Source organism: candidate division WOR-3 bacterium (genome assembly GCA_039803925.1).
Taxonomy (GTDB): Bacteria; Hydrothermota; Hydrothermia; order Hydrothermales; family JAJRUZ01; genus JBCNVI01.
In genome coordinates this window covers 22,132-39,532 of sequence record JBDRZL010000011.1, presented here as the reverse complement: position 1 = coordinate 39,532, position 17,401 = coordinate 22,132, and the positions used below count along the sequence as shown (strand labels likewise).

The following is a 17,401-nucleotide window of genomic DNA, read 5'->3' as shown; positions in this document are numbered from 1 at the left end:
CTTTAATTTTATTAAGTTTTTCTTACTTTTGCAATTAAATGACCTATGTTACTTTCAATTTTAATAGGATCTAAATTTATACCTCTTTCTTTTGCAAAATAAATAAAATCAAAAAAATTTTCCTCAAAGGAACAGTGAAAACAAGTTTCCCCTTTAAAATCAAGGTAAAAGGAATTTTTTTTTAGCTTTTTATAATCAATAAAAACTTCAGGATATCGCCATAAATGATACTCATTAACAAGAATTTCAAAAATATCAAGTTTTCTTATAAAAATCTTTTCAAGTTTCATTTTTTTATCATTAAAATTTGCAACAATAAGATATACCTTCACTCCCTTTTCCATAGCTCTATATAAACTTTTTGAAAAATCAAAATGAGTAAAGGAATTGGGAGCAAAACTTTTTGCATCCTTTCTCTGAACAATAAAAACTATGTAAGCATCATCTCCATTTTCCTTTAATTTTGATAGTAAATCAAGATGCCTTTTACCCCTTATAGTAGGAGCATCAGGAAAAATAGCTATACCTTGTTCAACAAGTGTACAGGACTTTATTTCAAGAAAAATTCTTTTTTTACCTCTTATAAATAAAAAATCAATCCTTTCACCATCTATTTTAAACTCTCTTGAAAGAAATCTTGCTTTTCTTAAAAAATCAATTTCTTTTCTTTTATAAAGTTCATAAAAAAATTTATTGGGAAGATGAGAATCAACTGAAACCCATACATCATCCTTCTTAACTGCAATTAACTTGTAGGGAATCTTTCCCTTACCTTTCTCAAGCAAACATTCCGCCCCTTCAGTTAAAACTTCTTTTAATCTTCCTGAATTAGCAAGATAAGCCTTTACCTTCTTTTTTTTAAATTCTACAAATGTAACAAACCTGTTAATTCTTCTTAGAAACTTTCCTTTTTCTGGCAAGATGAGCAAATTCCGTATAGCAAAAGATCACCAAACATTACTTTGTGATTTTCTATATTTTTAGGAAATTTAACTATATCCTTTTTTTCAATATCATAAACTGTTCCACATTTAACACATGTAAAGTGAATATGGGGGTCTGTTTTTGCTTCAAATCTTGATTTATCCCTTTCAACCTTGATTTCTCTTGCTACTCCCAGTTCAATAAATAGTTTAAGAGTATTGTAAACAGTAGCCTTTGAGAGGGATGGGAGCCTATCTTTCAATGCATTATATATTTCATCAGCAGTAGGATGAGAAGTACTTTCACTCAAATATTCAAGAATCATTAACCTTGAAGAGGTCAAAAAATAACCTTTCTTCCTTAAAACTTCAAGTTTCTCCTGAAAATCCTTTTTCATTTTATAACACCCTCCCACAATGTTTTATTTATTATATTAAAAATTTTACTCTTTAAAATTTTATTATAAACTAAAACCTTTATTTTTTCAAGTTCTTTAAAATAAAAGTCCTTATAAAAATCTTTCTTATTAACATAAAACCCCCTTATTAAAAAACCTTTTTCTACTCTTTTTATTTCAGCAGGATAATAAGTAAATTTATCCTCAAAAATTACATATTTTTTTTCTCCTTTAAATTCCCCTTTTTTTAAAAATTTTGAAGAAATATATTCATAAATAACACTTTTAACCCCTGGCAAAAAGTTAAAATAATTTGAATCCTTTATCTCTTTAGAACTTTTTAATTTTTTTAAATACTCTTTTGCTTTTAAATAGTTCTCTCTTTGAAATAAAAGGGTGTCCCTTAGGAAAGTTTCCTCAAGTATTCTCCTTGCAAGCAGTGGTTTAATAAATAGTTCTCTCCTTGCTTTCTCTGAAACAGATTCATAAATTTTTGATAGAATAGAAGGTTCTTTTGTATTTTTAAAAATTCTTACCTCCTCTTTTAAAATATCCTCCTTACTTAATACAACACCATACTTTTCAGCAAGAATAACATCAATTAATTTTTGAACTAAAATTAAAAAAGCCTCTTCCTCTTTTATTCCATAATTTCCATAGGCAAATTCAATTTTCATAATATCCTCAAGTTCCCCTCTAAAAATCTTTCTCCCCTCTATTTCACCTATTACTTCTTCTTTCTGGCAGGAATAAATTATGAAACTTAAAAAAAGTAAATATTTAAAATTTCCTTTTTTCAGGTGCATCAAATAAAAACCTGTTAATAAAACTTTTTAAAAATCCCCTCCCACTTTTTAAATCACCGTAAACAAACTGAACTCTCCTATAAACAATAAAAATGAAAAAAATTAAAGGTAAAAAAGAAAATTCCCTAAATTTTAAAAAAATATAAAGAGAAATAGAAAAAATAAATATAATTATATAAAGAGCAACCTCTTTTATAAAGAATAAAGGTGAAAAAATTAATAAAAAAATTAAAGTCTCTTTTGGAAATAAAATAAGAAGAAAACCAAGGGATGTAGCAATACCCCTTCCACCTTGAAATTTAAGGAAAATAGGGTAAGCATGCCCAAAACTCGCAGCAAAACCTGATAAAAAGGAATAAAAAGGAGCAAAACCCAAAAATTTCGGGATTAAAGCAGAAATTACCCCTTTTAAGAAATCAAGAATAAAAGCCAAAAAACCATATTTAAAACCAAGGGTCCTTGATACATTTGAACCACCAACATTAAAAGTTCCAACCTTTCTTATATCAACTCCCTTTAATTTGCCTATAATATAAGAAAAAGGAATTGAGCCAATTAAATAACCCGTAAGGGAAAATATTAAAGTTTCCATTTTGATATTCTCCATAATATAAAAAAAGCACCTGAAAATGCAAAAATGTAAAAAGAAAAAAATCTCCACAAAAACACAATCAGGGGAATAAGAGAACTTTCCAGATTTTTTGAGATTAAAAAGAAAGATATTATTTCAGCATAACCAATTCCACCAGGTGAAGGAGAAAAAAGTAAAAGCACATATATAAAAGATGAAACTAAAAAAATTTTAAAAAATTCTATTTTTACTCCAAGAGCAAAAAAAATTAAAGGTATAATTAAAACAAGACTTAAAAAACTTTTAAAGGCAAATAAAAGGGATAATAAGAAATAATTAGGATTTTTCAAAAATACAATGAAAACCCTTTTAAAATTGAAAAGTTCATTAAAAAGGAAAAAAAGTATTTTTTTAAAATTCCCTTCAAATTTAAGGGGAAAGAATTTTAGTTTTTCTTCTGGAAAAATAAAAAGAAATAAAAGAATAATAAACATCAAAATTATAAGTAAAATTATATAAGAAAAAATCATTCTTATATAAGCATTCTTATTAATTGTTAAAAATTTTAAGTTTAAAACTAAAGAGCTAAATAAAAATAAATATTTAAAAAATGCAAAAATATATAAAATAAAAGTACCTTCACCGAGAGATAATTTTTTTCTTGAAAGTAAAAAAAGTTGATAGGGAAGACCTCCTGAACCAAATGGTGTTATTGAAGCAAGAAAATATCCTGAAAGAAGAATCTCAATAGAAAATGAAGGATTAACTTTTTTATTAAAGGAAAAGGAGGCAAAACTTATACTTAAACCAGCAAAAATTATATAAAAAAGGGAAGATAAAATTAATAAAAACAAAAAGAAAATTTTTATGTTTTTAAAATATTGAATATCCAGTTTAGAAAAAGAATGAAAAAAAACAAAAATAAAAGAAATAAAAAAAATTAAAAATAATAATCTTATTCCTTTTTTAACTTTTTCCCTTTCAACAATTTTCATTTTAAAATTATATTCTATGATAGTTTTCTGGCAGGATGAAAAACTTCCCTTAAATAAAAATTTTTTTGGACCAAAACCAGTAAGATTTTTAGAAATTGGCTTTGGTAAAGGAGATTTTTTAATCCATCTTTTTGCCCTTGACCCTTTATCACCTTTAGTTGGAATTGAAATTTCAAAAAAAATGATAAAAACTCTCCTTAAAAAACTTTCCTATCATCCCAATATATTTTTATTTTATGGTGATGCAAAATTTTTATTAAAATACGTTTTCCCAAATTTTCTTTTTGAAAAAATATTTATGCTATTTCCTTTTACTTTCAAAAAAGAAAAACATAAAGAAAGGAGAATTTATGAGAATGATTTTCCTGAAATTATATGGTATTCACTTAAGGAAGAAGGTAAGTTCTACTCTATAACAGACGAAAAATTTTTTTATGAAGAAATGAAGGAAAAATTTTTAAGGAAAGGATATTTTATTGAAGATGAATTTGAAGATTTTTTTCTTGAAAAGGCTACGGATACGAAATATGCAAGGAAATGGAAAAAAATAGGTAAAAAATTTTATTTTTTATCCCTTAAAAAAGTTTCAGATAAAAAACCTGACCTTGAAAAGAAAATTAAAATTATAAATAAATTTGACCACTTAATTTTAGAAAAAGAAAATTTTGAAAATAATTATGAAAGAAAAGAAAAAGAGCGCATTTTTAAATTAAAAAGAATATTTACCTCTGATAAATCAAAGATTTTTGAATTCTTTTCAAAGGAAGAAAATTTTGAGCAGTTTCTATTTTTCCTTATGGAGAAAAAGGATAAAATTTTATTAAAACCTTTATTCAAGGAGAAAATGATTTTTACTGAATGGATTCTTGATAATTTAAAAAATGTATTTTTTTTAAAACCTCAAAATTGATTATGAAAAAATTTTATGTAATAATCCAGATTTTTATTTTAATAATTCTGAAAATTTTAATAATTTTAAAAACAGAACTAACAGAGGATGAGGCCTATTACTTTTTATGGTCCTCTAATTTAGATCTCTCCTACTTTGACCACCCTCCAATGGTTGCATACTTAATTAAAATTTCAAGAATTTTTTTAGGAGATAATGAATTAGGTGTCAGATTTCCAGCATTTTTTTTAGGTCTTATTTTTTTATTGGTTTTGGTGCTTATATTTACAGAAATTGATAAAACAAAAATCTTAATATCAATCTATGTTTTCTCCCTCGTATTAATATTTTCAGTTGGGCAAGTAGTAATAACACCTGACACACCTATGGCTTTATTTATAATACTTACCTTTTATTTTCTTTTAAAATCAGAAAAAAATTTTCTTTTTCTTTATTTAGCAGCAATTTCCTATGGACTCTCCCTTTTATCAAAATATGTCTCAATCCTCTTATTACCATCAATCATTCTTTTTTTCTTTCAGAAGAAAAAATTATTTTCAAAAGAACTTTTCTTATTCTTTTTAATATCCCTTTTAATATTTTCGCCATGTATAATATGGAATTTAATGAACGATTTTATAAGTTTCAAATTTCAAATTCATCATGGATACGGAAAAAAAGAAATAGAATTTATGAACACTCTATTATACCTTTTAGATTCTATACTTGTATTATCCTTCCCCCTTTCAATTCTAATATACTTTTATGGTTTTAAAGGTATTTTTAAGGAAGGTATAAATTTTTTAACCTTTTCCTTTTTATTTCCCTTTTTATTTTTTATGATTTCTTCACTTAAAACAAAAGCAGAGGCGAACTGGCCAAGTATATCCTATATTTTTCTTTTAATAATTGCCATAAAATATCTAAAAGAAAATAAAATTTTTTACATCATCTCTTTTATAACTTTTATTTTAATCTTTTACATTCATTCACATACCCTTTATCCTTTGATAAAATTTAAAAAAGATCCTACATTTAGAATGAAAGGGTGGAAGGAACTTGCCTTTGATGTAAAATGGTTTGCTGAAAGATATGGAATAAAAAATTTTGCAGCTAATAACTATCAAATAGCTTCCCTTTTATCCTTTTATATGAAAGATAAACCTTATGTTTACTCCCTGAACATAAATTCAAGGGAAAACCAGTTTACAATATGGCAGAAAGAAAAGAAGCTTCCGGATACACTTTTATATGTTGGTGAAATAAATGAGGGATTTAAAAAATTTTTTAAAGAGATAAAAAAAATAGGTGAATCAGAAAGTAAGATAAGAAAAATGGATATTTATTTAATTATAAAATGAATTTGTTAATATTTTTAATAATAACAGCTAAAAATGTAAAAATAATTTATAAACCACTTTTTGAATCAGATTTCCTTTTATATAGAATTGCGGAAAAAATCTCCTTTAAACCTAAAAAATTCAGAATTAAGAGTTTTCTTATTGAGGATAGGGATACAGTTATAATAAGTGAAAGTATAAGAAGATTAAGAGAAACAGGTGTTTTTACAGAAATTGAATTTTTTAAAAAAGAAGATACTTTAATAATAAAATTAAGACAACTTTTTACACTTGCCTTATTTTTTAATTTTGAAGGAGGCGGGGGTTTGGTTCAGAAGGGAATCGGTATCTGGGATCACAACTTTCTTGGACTTTTACTTGATGCAAGATTAAATTACATTTGGGGATATGAATATCCATATTTATACTTTCAGAGTTTTTATCCTTCAATTTTTAAAAATCATGATATATCAATTTTTTATCTTGATTCAAAATTTTCAAAGATAAAAAATATATCAATTTTTCCCTTTTTTTCTTCCTATGTTAAAAACAAGTTAAACCTTTATTACACAGAATATAAAACAAAAAGATTTTTTTATGAAAAGGGAATTATTCTTGATACCTTTGAATTTAAAGGAAAAGATTTTCTTTTTGAATTTTCAAAAAATTTTTTAAGAAAAGATTTATTTTTCTCTCCCCTTATTGGATTTGGTGATAGAGGAATTGATAAAAGTAATTATTATTTATCCCTTGGATTTGAAACTGGAAAGTTAAAAACAGAGACTGTAAAGTTTATAAGAAATTTTGGAGAAAAGGAATATAATCTTCAGGGAATTTTTCTTAGATTAAATCTTTATAAAAATATAGTTAAGGAAAAGACCGGATATGAAACTAAATTATTTATTAACTTCTTTGAAAGTAAATTAAGTTCAATAAATTATTTAACTTTAAAAGATTTTTTAGATAAATTTTTTAATCTGCAAAGTTTTCTTTATTTAAAAATAAATAATTCCATTATACTTGCCTTTATGTTTCGCTATGAAAAAATAAAGGAAATTTTTAATGATTTTAATTTCCGTTACCTTGGTGGATTATACGGTTTAAGGGGCTATAAGGCATTTTATTTTTTTACCTCCCATTACATTTTAAACATAAGTGAAATAAGAATTTACTTTAAGGAATTCCTTGAGCTTTTTAAACCAGGTGTTGTTTTCTTTATTGATAATTCATATATGTTTGATAGAAAGAATTTCTCTTTTTCTTACGGTTTCGGAATAAGGATAGAAATAACAAAAACCTATGACCTTCCTGTGATGAGAATGGATATAGGGTTTTCTGAAAAAGGTAAATATCTCTCTTTTGGTGAAGGTCAGAGTTTTTAAGAGATTTTTTTTTAAAATTTATCTTAAAATCTTCTTATGAAAAGTAAAATAAAAAAATTCCTTTTAAATTTAATTTTACTTATATTTTTTACAATATTATTCCTTTCTGGTTTTATCTATATAAGGATCAGAATATCCCTGCCAGTGAGAAGTGGTGAAATAAATTTAAAAGGTGTCAAGGACAAAATTTTTATATACTTTAACGAATACGGAATCCCTCATATTGAAACAAAATATCTTGATGATGTATTTTTTGCAATAGGTTATCTTCATGCTCAGGACAGAATGTTCCAGATGGACCTTTTAAGAAGGGTAAGTTTTGGAGAACTCTCTGAAATTTTTGGTGAAAAGACTTTTAAGGTTGATTCCTTTTTCAGAGTCCTTGGAATTAAAAGGATTTCAATAAAAAGTGCAAAAAATCTTTTACCCCTTGAAAAAAGAATCCTTGAAAGTTATTTAAAAGGGGTCAATGCTTATATTGAAAAAAGAAAAGGAATGTTACCTATTGAGTTTTTACTTTTAAATTATAAACCTAAAAAATGGGAAATCGAGCATTCAATAGCAATAGGTAAGCTTATTTCATGGAACTTAAACCTTTCTTTCAAAGGTGATCTTTTTTATACAGAATTAAAAGAAAAAATTGACACAGAAAAAATTAAAGTATTTTTACCCTTTTATCCTTTAGATGCACCCACCCATATTGAATCAATTAATGAATTTGAAAAAAAAGAGGAGCTTTTAAAAAAAGTGGAAAAATTTATCCCCTCCTTTACAGGTTCAAATGCTATCGCTGTTTCAAACCCAGCTATACTTGAGAATGACCCTCATCTTGATCTAACAATTCCTTCTAACTGGTATTTAATTTCTGTTAAAAGTGATTCCTTAAATTTTGTAGGTTTTACAGTTCCAGGAATTCCTTTACCTGTTCCAGGAACAAACTGGAAAATTGCAGTAGGTGTTACTTCCTTATGTCTTGATGACGGAGATTTTATAAAAGGGGATTTACAAAATGTAGATATAATTGAAGAAACAATAAAAATAAAGGGAAATAATGATAAAAAAATAAAGGTTATTTTAAAGGATGAAATGCCACTGGTTGATGAAAAAAATAAACTTTTTTATTTCTGGAGAAGTTCCCTTTTATCACATGAAATTTTATCAATCTTTAAGTTATATAGAGCAAACAATGTTTATGAAGCGGATAGCGCCTTAAAAGATTTCAGAGACCCATCATTAAATTTCCTTATATGTGATGTTCAAGGTAATTTACTTTATAAAGCCTGTGGATGGATAGAAAAAAGAGAAAAACCCTCAATTTTTGTGAGAGAGGAAAAACCTGAGGAATTTATTCCTGATTCCCTTTTACCCAAAAAAATAAACCCTGAAAATGGTTATATAGCATCCTGTAACAATCCACCTGAAAGAAATTATAAATATTACATATCCCTTTATTTTTCACCTTCAGGAAGAGCAAGAAGGGTAAAGGAAATTCTTAAAAATAAAAAAGAATTTAATTATAAAGATTTAATGAATTTATCAAAGGATGTAAAGGATGCTCATGCAGAGTTAATAGGTAAAAAAATTCTTCTGATATTAAAGAATATACCTATGGATCAAAGGGAAAAGGATCTTTACGAGAAACTGAACAATTTTGACTACAATTTTACAAAGGATAAAGAAGAACCTCTAATTTTTTATAAATTAATTTACAAAATTTTTGAGAATTTTTATAAAGAAAAACTTGGGGAAAAACTTTATAAAAAATTTTTATCCTTTTCCTATATACCTTTAAGTGTTCTTGAAAATAACATAAGAGAAGGGTTGATAGAAGATTATTACATAATAAAATCCTTCAGGGAATTATGTAAGGAGTATAAAAAAGAAAAATATGGTAAATATCACATAGCAGATTTTAAACATCCTTTCAAGGAAATAAAATTTATTGGTTTTCTTTTTAAATTAAAAGAAATATCCCTTGATGGGGGATTAACAACAATTAATAAAATGGGTTTTGAACTTCAGAGTCCTTACAAAGTCACAGAAGGTCCTTCAATGAGAATGATAATAGATTTAAAAAATAAAAATTTCTATTACATATTACCTCCAGGAGAAAGTGGGGTTATTTTTGATAGAAACTACAGCAACCAATACGAGCTATGGGCAAAAGGTGAATATTTAACACTTTTTCCCTTTAATATAACAAGTAAACTTATAATATCACCATAAAAATATTACAAATTTTCCTTAAAAAGCCACCTTGTGCCGCCTGGCCAGCCTTTATTAGCCATATCTAAAATTTTTTTAGCATAATCATTTAATTTACTTTCAGAATAATTATATTTTTTCCATTCCCATATAAAATAATTTGAAATTGCACATTTTTTAAACTGTTCTGGATTTGTATAAGGTGTTAAATCACCTCTACTATTATAAATTACAAGATTTTTATCTTTATGAAGTTCAAGAACTGATGCTGGTTTATTATCAGGAAAAATATAAATTACATTAAAAAGAGGATCTATTGCTCCCCATTTGCCATTATAAAAAACTTCTATTATAGAATGTCCCCAGTAAGCCTTATATGGATTAACTGAAAAAATCATTCTTGAAGCAAAACCAGCAACCTGAAAAAGAGCACAGGCAACCCTTGAAACTTCATTACAAAAATCAGAACCCCTTTTTATTATTTTTTCTTCTAATCCACCAGTAATTATTTTCTCTAAATTCTGAACCGCTCTTTCTTTTAGTTCACTTGTAAAACCTGTTATTTTTTGTATAATATTTTCCCCGGGATATTTAACAATAGTTTCCTCAAGGTGTTTTTCTAATTCAGGGCGCATGCTTTTTATATAAAAACTTTTTGTAGGTGTATATTCTGTATATAAAAATTTTTCAGTTTCAGGACAGAGGAGTATCATTTCATCAATTAAAACTCTGTCAATAGAATTTTTTTCCTTAAAAAGATTTTCAAACATTCTTTTGTATGCTTTTCCGAATATATGATTACCTTTATATTTTTCAATGTTATCTGATGACATAATTTTATATTATAAATTAAAAATGTAAGGGTCTTGACAAATTAAAAAAAATTTTATATAATATAAAAAAAAGAGTTCAAATCTCATAAAAAATAAAAACAAAAATGGTGATAAAAAGAAAAAGCAAAAAAGTAACAAAAAAATCTTCAAGAATAAAAAAAACTAAAAGACCTTTAAAAGCAGTAAGAAACTGGTCAAGACCTCTTCCTTTAACTGAAGTTAAAAAACTAAGTAAAAAGGGATACAAAATAATCGTATCATCAAGCGGATTCACCAAGGGTTCCTTACAATACGCAAAAAGAGCAAAACTTTCCCTCTATTACAAAACAAGAAAAATAGTCTAAACTCTTTATAATTAAAAAATAAAATTTTAAATTAAAAAAGTATTAAAGTCTATTTTTTATTTTTTAATAATTTTTTATAATCAAATTTTAGTATCTTTGCAAGTTCTATTGATTCTTCAAGTGCTGTTTTTGTGAAAAGATTATCTTCTGGATAATTAAGATATATTATAAAACCTTCCCTCATACTTTTTTCAAAATCAAGTAATGCTCTTAAAATTTGCATATAAAAAAATTTAAGTTCTTTTTCCTCAAAGGAGTCAGGTGATAAACCATAGATTAAATCTAAAAGTTCCTTTGTTTTATTATAATCTCCATAATCCATATAAAGATAAGCAAGTCTTTTAACTGCCTGATAAAAATCGCTTTTACCTTTTGTTATATCACTATATACTTTATAAAAATGTAATGTGGAATCATGAGATAACTTTCTCAAAACGATAGTCAAATTATATAAGGAAAATTCATCCCTGTATTTTTTGTAAAGAAAAGAATACAGTTTTTTTGCCTCCTGAAGTTTTCCTGTAACAAAACTTACATTTGCTTTTTCAAAAATTATTCTCTTTTTAAGATAATTATCCTTCTCCAATATATCAAGAAGGGAATCTGCTTCTTTATATTTCTGATTTTTTATCAAATCTAATGCTTTTTTATATATTACAAAAACCGAATCAAACCACTTTTTTTGATCTTTAAATTCTTCCTTCTTACTTATTATGTTTTTCAATTTATTCAAATCCTCAACATTTCCTCTTTCTGCATAAAAATTAAAAAATTTTTCAATAACAAATTTATTATCAATTTTTCTTTTTTTAAAATAATACTCAGCCATATTAAAGCTTTCTAAGTTTAAAAGTGCTTTCAATTTCAAAGTATCATCATCTAAGTAAAGGGAGAGTTTAAAAAGTTCCTTAAAACTTTTATTTTCAATAATATAGGGAACAAAAATTTTGTAATATCTTTTTAAAATATCTGTATCATATTTTTTAAAATATTTATAAAGTTTTATTATATTTTCCTTATCTCTTTTTAAATTGTAATATGTTAAAAGTGCTTCTTTTCCCCTTTTAAATTCAAGAACTTTATTTAAATCATATTTTTTTAATAAGGAATCAATTTTAAAAGTATCTTTTTTTTCAGAAAGGAGATATAAAAGAAGTGAAATATCCTTATAAAATTTTGAAAATCTCAAAAAATAAATACTGCTATCCTTTCTTCCCTTCATAAAATAGAATCTTCCCTTTAAATAATTATATTTAGAGGGAACATAGTTTATTCCTTTTTTATTTTTTTTGAAACTAATAAGGGAAATGAAAAGAGAATCACCTTTAAGAGTATCAGGAAAATTTATCTCTTTATTTATAAAACTCAAAAAATAGAGCGAAGGTAAAAAAAACTTATTCTTATTGCCAGCATATCTATAAATAATATCATAAAGACCCTTATCATAAATTTCCTTCCAATCTAACTTTCTATTTTCAAAAATGTTAGTCAAAATTTTTGGTATATATGAGGTATCAGGAAATAAAGGTAAAATGTAACCGTAATTTTCAAAAAGATACTTTTTCAAGGAATCAGATTTTCTCTTATTCTTTCTTATAAAAAATTCTTCTTGCCACATTTTCAAATTTTCAGTATCAGGATCATTTATAAAAGTATCATTAAAAGAAAGAAAATTTTTATAAATTTTGAAAATAGAATCAGAATAGGGAAAATTATTAATATTCTTTAATGTATCATAATTAAAAAGAAAGAAAATTGTATCCTTCAATTCTGACAAATAAAGAAGATATAGATCAGGTCTTTCTTTTTTTATTATATCAAGTAAAGGATAAATACCTTCAAAATTTTTAATTTTTAAAAAAATTTCAAAAATTTCCTTCTGTGCATTAATTCTCTCCTCTGGATAATCAGAGGCTATTTTTCTCAATATTTTTTCACAGAATTTATAATCTTTCTTCTTTTTAAAAAAATTTTGTAAAACCCAAAGTTTATCTTTTCTTTTTTTATAAAAATGAAGATCAAGAAGATACTGAAGGGAAATTGAAGCATTCTGAAAGGTATCAGGACCTAAAAACATCAAAATCTCTATAGCCTTTCCTTTAACAGAATCAGAAAGGGGAGATTCTAAAACATCCATCAAATCCTTTTTAACATAAAAGTTCCCTTTTTTTAAAAGTTCCTCTGCCCTTTTTACTTTATAAATTCCCCAGGTATCACCTTTTGAACTTTCAATAAAAGCATTTATTTCTGGAAGCTCAAAAAAAATATAAAATAAAAAAATCATTTAATAAATTTAACAGGATTACATAATCTATGAGGATGATAACCTTCAAGAAGTGCTTCCATAGAAGATTTAAAATTAACCCTGTTAAAGGGAGGTATTTCAGGAATTTGAGGACAGTTTCTTTTATGAAACTCCATCTTTTCTGCATTTCCTATAAAAATATCCTTTTCATCAAGAAACATTTTCCACATACCTTTATTGTTTTTTATTGCATATTCAAGAGACTTTCTGAATTTAAGTATATATTTTATATTCGGAGGAAAAGTGTAAATATAGGAATAACCATTCTTTAACATATAGTTATTAACAAATATGGTATCAACAAAAACATAAGCAAGGATTCTTTCATATACATCCTTTTTTACAACATCAAATTCAAGTTTAACCTTTTTACCTTTAATAAGTTCTTCAAGAGCCTTTTTTGCTTCATAATAATAAAATCTTCCCTCCTCAGGTGTATCAATTCCTATAAGTCTTACCTTCTCACCTGAAAAAGTAACAAATGTATCTCCATCTATTACTTCTTTTACTTCAACTTCAAGAGTGCAGGATAAAAGAAAAAATAAACTAAGAAAGAGAAATCTTTTTATTATCTTTCTTCCCCTCCTCCCATTTTATTATTCACCTTTTTTCTTATCTCTCTCCTCTACCCATCTTTCTATATATTCAATTATCTCCTTTAAAGGTGTCCCAGGCCCAAATAATTCTCCAACTCCCATTTCTTTTAATTTCTTCTTATCCTCCTCAGGGATTATCCCACCACCAAAAAGCAAAACATCATCAAGACCTTTTTCCTTCATTAATTTTAAAACTTTTGGAAAATAGGTCATATGAGCTCCTGAAAGTATGGAAAGTCCAATGGCATCCACATCTTCCTGAAGAGCTGCTTCCACAATCTCCTCAGCAGTTTTGTGAAGACCTGTATATATAACTTCCATACCTGCATCTTTTAGGGCTCTTGCAACTACTTTTGCACCCCTATCGTGACCGTCAAGTCCTGGTTTTGCAATTAAAACTCTAATCTTTTTTGTCTTTTTCATTTTCTATAAGCAATAACTTCAATTTCAATTTTTGCATTTTTTGGTAGACAGCTTACCTCAACAGTAGTTCTTGCAGGATAAGGTTCTTTAAAATATTTTGAATAGATTTCATTTACCTTTGGAAAATCATTAATATCTTTAAGAAAAATTGTAGTTTTTATAACATTTTCCATTTTTAAATTTATACTCTCAAGAATTTTTTTAATGTTTTCAAGAACCCTTTCGGTTTGACCTTCAATAGTTTCTGACATTTCACCTTTTTCTGGATCAATACCAATCTGACCTGCAAGAAAAACCAAGTTCCCTACTTCCCTGTATAAGGAATAGGGTCCTATGGGCTTTGGCAAACTCATTTTAACCTCCTTTTAAGAGGTCTTTTTCTTTCTCCTTGATTTCACTTTTGAGGCTACAGTTTTAGTTTTTTCTCCATACTTTCTTCTGAACTTCTCCACTCTTCCCTCTGTATCAACAAGTTTTTCCTTACCTGTGAAGAAAGGATGACAATTTGAACATATTTCAACTTTAATAAATTTTTTTGTAGAACGGGTCTCAACTCTGTTTCCACAAGCACACTCAATCACTGCTTCCACATACTCGGGATGAATTTTTGGTTTCATTTTTTTTCTTTTTTAAATTATGGATTTGAACCCTTTGAATTTATTTTATTTTTTTAATTATAATATAAAAAAATGGAAAAATCAATCTCATTAAAAGATGTTCCGCTATTTAAATTTTTGTCTGATAGGGAAATTGAAATAATAGAGAAACTGGGTATAAGTAAAAAATATAAGAAGGGAGAAACTATTATAGAAGAAGGGGAAAAGGGGGACTCTATTTACATAATCAATTCAGGTGAGGTAAAAGTTTCTCTTTTTTCTGAAGACGGAAAAGAAATTACTTTAACTTATTTAAAAGAAGGTGATTTTTTTGGTGAAGTTGGTTTTTTTGGTGAGGAGGAGAGAACAGCAAGAGTTACTGCTATAAAAGATACAGATGTTACAATTTTTTACAGAGAGGATCTTCTATATAACTTGATGAAACACCCGGAGATACTCATTTCAATAATAAAAGAAATGGCAGAAAGAATAAAAAAAACAAATGAAAAATTAAGTTCCCTTGTATTTCTTGATGTATCAGGTAGAATAGCAAGGTATTTTATTGAAAAGGCTGAAAAAGAAGGTGAAAAAATAGGAGAATATATTTTTATTAAGGAAAATTTTAAAATAAAAGAAATTGCTTCAGCTATCGGTTCATCAAGAGAAAGTGTATCAAGGATAATAAATGAACTTAAAAGAATAAATGTTATTAAATTATCTTCAAAGGGAATTTTTATCCACCAGAGTGCCCTTAAATTTTAAATAATCCCTTATAATTTTCCCGTGATCAAATACAATCTTATCAAAAGGTATATTATTAAAATCAAAAATATATGCTCTCTTAGCATCAGAGGAGGCTTTTGGTTTTTCCTTTGTTTTTAAAATATAAACACAGGTTACAGTGTGAAACCTCGGGTCTCTATCTGGCTCACCGTATACACCAAAAAGTCTTATGATTTCAGCTTTAACACCTATTTCCTCTTCAATTTCCCTTAAGATAGCTTTTTCAGGTGATTCACCATATTCAACAAAACCTCCTGGTAAGGCGAAACCAAAGGGTGGATTTTTTCTTTCAATTAAAACTATTCCTTTTAAATTATTATTTTCATCATAAATTTCAACAATACCATCCACAGTCAAAAAGGGTGTTTTTAAAGAGGGGAGAAAAAACCTAAATATTTTAAATAAAATTTTTGAAATTATATCCATTTTAAATTATAATAAAAAAATCATGATTTTTTTATTTTTATTAATTTCTTATTTTTCTGAAGTCAACTTCTATCCTGAAGGTGCACTTATAACTGAAAAAAGGGAAGTCAATTTGAAAAAGGGTTTCAATACAGTGAATCTGAAACTTTTACCAATTGTTGATACACTATCCCTAAAAATTGAATTTGAGGATGGTGAACTTATAAGTACCCGATTTGAAAAGAAAGTTTTCAATAAATACGGAGATTTTTTAAAAGTTTTACAGGATTCCTTTGATTTAATAAATGATACAATAGAAAAACTTTCTTTTAAAATTGAAAATTTAAAAAAGGCAAGCGAATTTATTGAAAGCTTCAAAACTTCCTATTCAGAAAAGGAATCAAAGGAATTTTTAGAAAAGGAATTTATTACAAGTAATGTTATAAATGCACTTAATGTAATAATAAATAAAGGAACAGAAATAAAAAATGAAATAAATAAGATAAACAAAAAAATAAAGGACCTAAATTTTAAAAAAGAGGAGATACAGAAAAAGTTATCTATATATCATCCTATTGGTATTGAGGACCTCTTTTTAAAAGTCAATTTAAATTCAAAAATAGAAGGAAAATCCCTTTTAAATTTAGAATACTTTTTACCCTCAAAATGTGGATACAGATTAATTTATAAAATAAATGGTTTACCTGAAGAAAAAAAAGTTGAAATGAACCTTTACTCAAGAATTTTCCAGTATACAGGAAAAGATTTTGAAAATGTTTATGTAAATCTTTCAACACTTTCTCCTCGTAAATATATTGAACCTGTAATTTCAAGATGGATAATAGGAGAAAGATTTACAAGAAGAAAACCTACTTTTAAGGAACTTAGAATCCAACCTGGTGTGGAGGAAACTGCTTTGATGGAAGAAAATTTAGAAATAGAATTACCTGTTGAAGAAAAAGAATTATATACATCCTTTGAATACAGGTTTCCTTTTAAAACTACCATACCTTCTGATATAAAGGGAGTTATGTTATTTATGAAAAAATTTGAGATTAATTCAGATTTTTCCTATAAAGTTATACCGAGAAGTTATAAGTTTGGATTTTTAATGGCAAAGGGAGTTTTAGCTTCAAAAGAAATTTTACCAAAGGGAACAGGAAATATTTTTTTAGAGGAAGAATTTATAGGTAAAAAAGATATAGGTTATATATATCCCGGTGATACTCTTTCCTTTTATTTTGGTGAAGACCCTTATGTAAAGGTATATTACGATTTAATAAAGTCAGAAATAAATAAAACTGGTTTATTTGATAAAAAAATAAAAAGGGAATTTGGATATAGTGTAAAAATAAAAAATGAAAGAAAAACAGAAATAAAGGGAATTTTAATAGCAGAGGTTCCTGTTTCCTCTGATCCTGATATTGTGATAAATAACATAGAATTTTCAAAAAAACCCTTTAAAGAGGATAAACCCGAAGGAAAATATTATTTTGAATTTAAATTAAAACCAGGAGAGACATACGAACTTTTATATTACTTTGATGTTATTCATCCACCTGAAAAAGAGATTTTTGGGTTATAAAAATTTGAAAATTTTGAAAAAT

At 26.2% G+C, this 17,401-nt stretch carries 19 protein-coding genes; 7 read left to right on the top strand and 12 right to left on the bottom strand.

The window, feature by feature from the left end:
• Positions 1–11 precede the first annotated feature (11 nt).
• Genes sfsA through ABIN17_05720 form a run of 5 tightly spaced genes read right to left on the bottom strand, consistent with a single transcriptional unit; the run spans position 12 to position 3,693 of the window.
• On the bottom strand, positions 12–920 hold the full coding sequence (sfsA, locus tag ABIN17_05740; protein MEO0284559.1) for a DNA/RNA nuclease SfsA: 909 nt from the start codon (positions 918–920) through the stop codon (positions 12–14).
• Entirely contained in the window at positions 896–1,321 is a 426-nt protein-coding gene (locus ABIN17_05735) for a transcriptional repressor (GenBank protein MEO0284558.1), read from the bottom strand. Before ABIN17_05735 ends, sfsA begins: the two co-directional genes overlap by 25 nt.
• The gene (locus ABIN17_05730; GenBank protein ID MEO0284557.1) at positions 1,318–2,127 is read right to left on the bottom strand and encodes a hypothetical protein; all 810 of its coding nucleotides are present in this window, start codon (positions 2,125–2,127) and stop codon (positions 1,318–1,320) included. The genes ABIN17_05735 and ABIN17_05730 overlap by 4 nt, the downstream gene beginning before the upstream one ends.
• Positions 2,102–2,719: a glycerol-3-phosphate acyltransferase gene (locus tag ABIN17_05725; protein ID MEO0284556.1), complete on the bottom strand. Its 618-nt coding sequence runs from the start codon at positions 2,717–2,719 to the stop codon at positions 2,102–2,104. The genes ABIN17_05730 and ABIN17_05725 overlap by 26 nt, the downstream gene beginning before the upstream one ends.
• The gene (locus ABIN17_05720; protein MEO0284555.1) at positions 2,707–3,693 is read right to left on the bottom strand and encodes a flippase-like domain-containing protein; all 987 of its coding nucleotides are present in this window, start codon (positions 3,691–3,693) and stop codon (positions 2,707–2,709) included. Before ABIN17_05720 ends, ABIN17_05725 begins: the two co-directional genes overlap by 13 nt.
• Before the next feature lie 16 nt (positions 3,694–3,709).
• Here ABIN17_05720 and ABIN17_05715 point away from each other — a divergent pair, with 16 nt between their 5' ends.
• Genes ABIN17_05715 through ABIN17_05700 form a run of 4 tightly spaced genes read left to right on the top strand, consistent with a single transcriptional unit; the run spans position 3,710 to position 9,530 of the window.
• Entirely contained in the window at positions 3,710–4,603 is an 894-nt protein-coding gene (locus ABIN17_05715; GenBank protein ID MEO0284554.1) for a hypothetical protein, read from the top strand.
• A 2-nt stretch (positions 4,604–4,605) separates the two neighbouring features.
• The gene (locus ABIN17_05710) at positions 4,606–5,943 is read left to right on the top strand and encodes a glycosyltransferase family 39 protein (protein ID MEO0284553.1); all 1,338 of its coding nucleotides are present in this window, start codon (positions 4,606–4,608) and stop codon (positions 5,941–5,943) included.
• On the top strand, positions 5,940–7,304 hold the full coding sequence (locus ABIN17_05705; GenBank protein ID MEO0284552.1) for a hypothetical protein: 1,365 nt from the start codon (positions 5,940–5,942) through the stop codon (positions 7,302–7,304). Before ABIN17_05710 ends, ABIN17_05705 begins: the two co-directional genes overlap by 4 nt.
• 36 nt (positions 7,305–7,340) lie before the next feature.
• The gene (locus ABIN17_05700; GenBank protein MEO0284551.1) at positions 7,341–9,530 is read left to right on the top strand and encodes a penicillin acylase family protein; all 2,190 of its coding nucleotides are present in this window, start codon (positions 7,341–7,343) and stop codon (positions 9,528–9,530) included.
• A 5-nt stretch (positions 9,531–9,535) separates the two neighbouring features.
• Here the strand turns inward: ABIN17_05700 and ABIN17_05695 are convergent, their stop codons facing one another.
• Positions 9,536–10,342: a transglutaminase domain-containing protein gene (locus tag ABIN17_05695; GenBank protein ID MEO0284550.1), complete on the bottom strand. Its 807-nt coding sequence runs from the start codon at positions 10,340–10,342 to the stop codon at positions 9,536–9,538.
• Positions 10,343–10,446: 104 nt separating this feature from the next.
• Here ABIN17_05695 and ABIN17_05690 point away from each other — a divergent pair, with 104 nt between their 5' ends.
• Complete coding sequence (locus tag ABIN17_05690) at positions 10,447–10,686, top strand: hypothetical protein (GenBank protein ID MEO0284549.1); 240 nt, start codon at positions 10,447–10,449, stop codon at positions 10,684–10,686.
• Between the two features lie 49 nt (positions 10,687–10,735).
• Here ABIN17_05690 and ABIN17_05685 read toward each other — a convergent pair whose 3' ends face one another.
• The 5 genes from ABIN17_05685 to rpmE form a co-directional block, all read right to left on the bottom strand.
• Positions 10,736–12,970 carry a hypothetical protein gene (locus ABIN17_05685; GenBank protein ID MEO0284548.1) on the bottom strand — a complete coding sequence of 745 codons (2,235 nt, stop codon included), beginning with the start codon at positions 12,968–12,970 and terminating at the stop codon, positions 10,736–10,738.
• Complete coding sequence (locus ABIN17_05680) at positions 12,967–13,440, bottom strand: thermonuclease family protein (GenBank protein ID MEO0284547.1); 474 nt, start codon at positions 13,438–13,440, stop codon at positions 12,967–12,969. The genes ABIN17_05685 and ABIN17_05680 overlap by 4 nt, the downstream gene beginning before the upstream one ends.
• 147 nt (positions 13,441–13,587) lie before the next feature.
• Complete coding sequence (locus tag ABIN17_05675; GenBank protein ID MEO0284546.1) at positions 13,588–14,010, bottom strand: cobalamin B12-binding domain-containing protein; 423 nt, start codon at positions 14,008–14,010, stop codon at positions 13,588–13,590.
• Positions 14,007–14,363 (bottom strand): RidA family protein, encoded by a 357-nt coding sequence (locus ABIN17_05670; GenBank protein MEO0284545.1) that lies wholly within the window; start codon positions 14,361–14,363, stop codon positions 14,007–14,009. Before ABIN17_05670 ends, ABIN17_05675 begins: the two co-directional genes overlap by 4 nt.
• A 12-nt stretch (positions 14,364–14,375) precedes the next feature.
• Complete coding sequence (gene rpmE, locus ABIN17_05665; GenBank protein MEO0284544.1) at positions 14,376–14,627, bottom strand: 50S ribosomal protein L31; 252 nt, start codon at positions 14,625–14,627, stop codon at positions 14,376–14,378.
• A gap of 72 nt (positions 14,628–14,699) precedes the next feature.
• Between rpmE and ABIN17_05660 the strand changes: the two genes are divergently transcribed.
• Positions 14,700–15,368: a Crp/Fnr family transcriptional regulator gene (locus tag ABIN17_05660; protein ID MEO0284543.1), complete on the top strand. Its 669-nt coding sequence runs from the start codon at positions 14,700–14,702 to the stop codon at positions 15,366–15,368.
• Here the strand turns inward: ABIN17_05660 and ABIN17_05655 are convergent.
• Complete coding sequence (locus ABIN17_05655; protein ID MEO0284542.1) at positions 15,327–15,740, bottom strand: NUDIX hydrolase; 414 nt, start codon at positions 15,738–15,740, stop codon at positions 15,327–15,329. The two genes, ABIN17_05660 and ABIN17_05655, sit on opposite strands and share 42 nt — an antisense overlap.
• Positions 15,741–15,837: 97 nt before the next feature.
• Here ABIN17_05655 and ABIN17_05650 point away from each other — a divergent pair, with 97 nt between their 5' ends.
• The gene (locus tag ABIN17_05650) at positions 15,838–17,379 is read left to right on the top strand and encodes a mucoidy inhibitor MuiA family protein (GenBank protein ID MEO0284541.1); all 1,542 of its coding nucleotides are present in this window, start codon (positions 15,838–15,840) and stop codon (positions 17,377–17,379) included.
• Positions 17,380–17,401 lie beyond the last annotated feature (22 nt).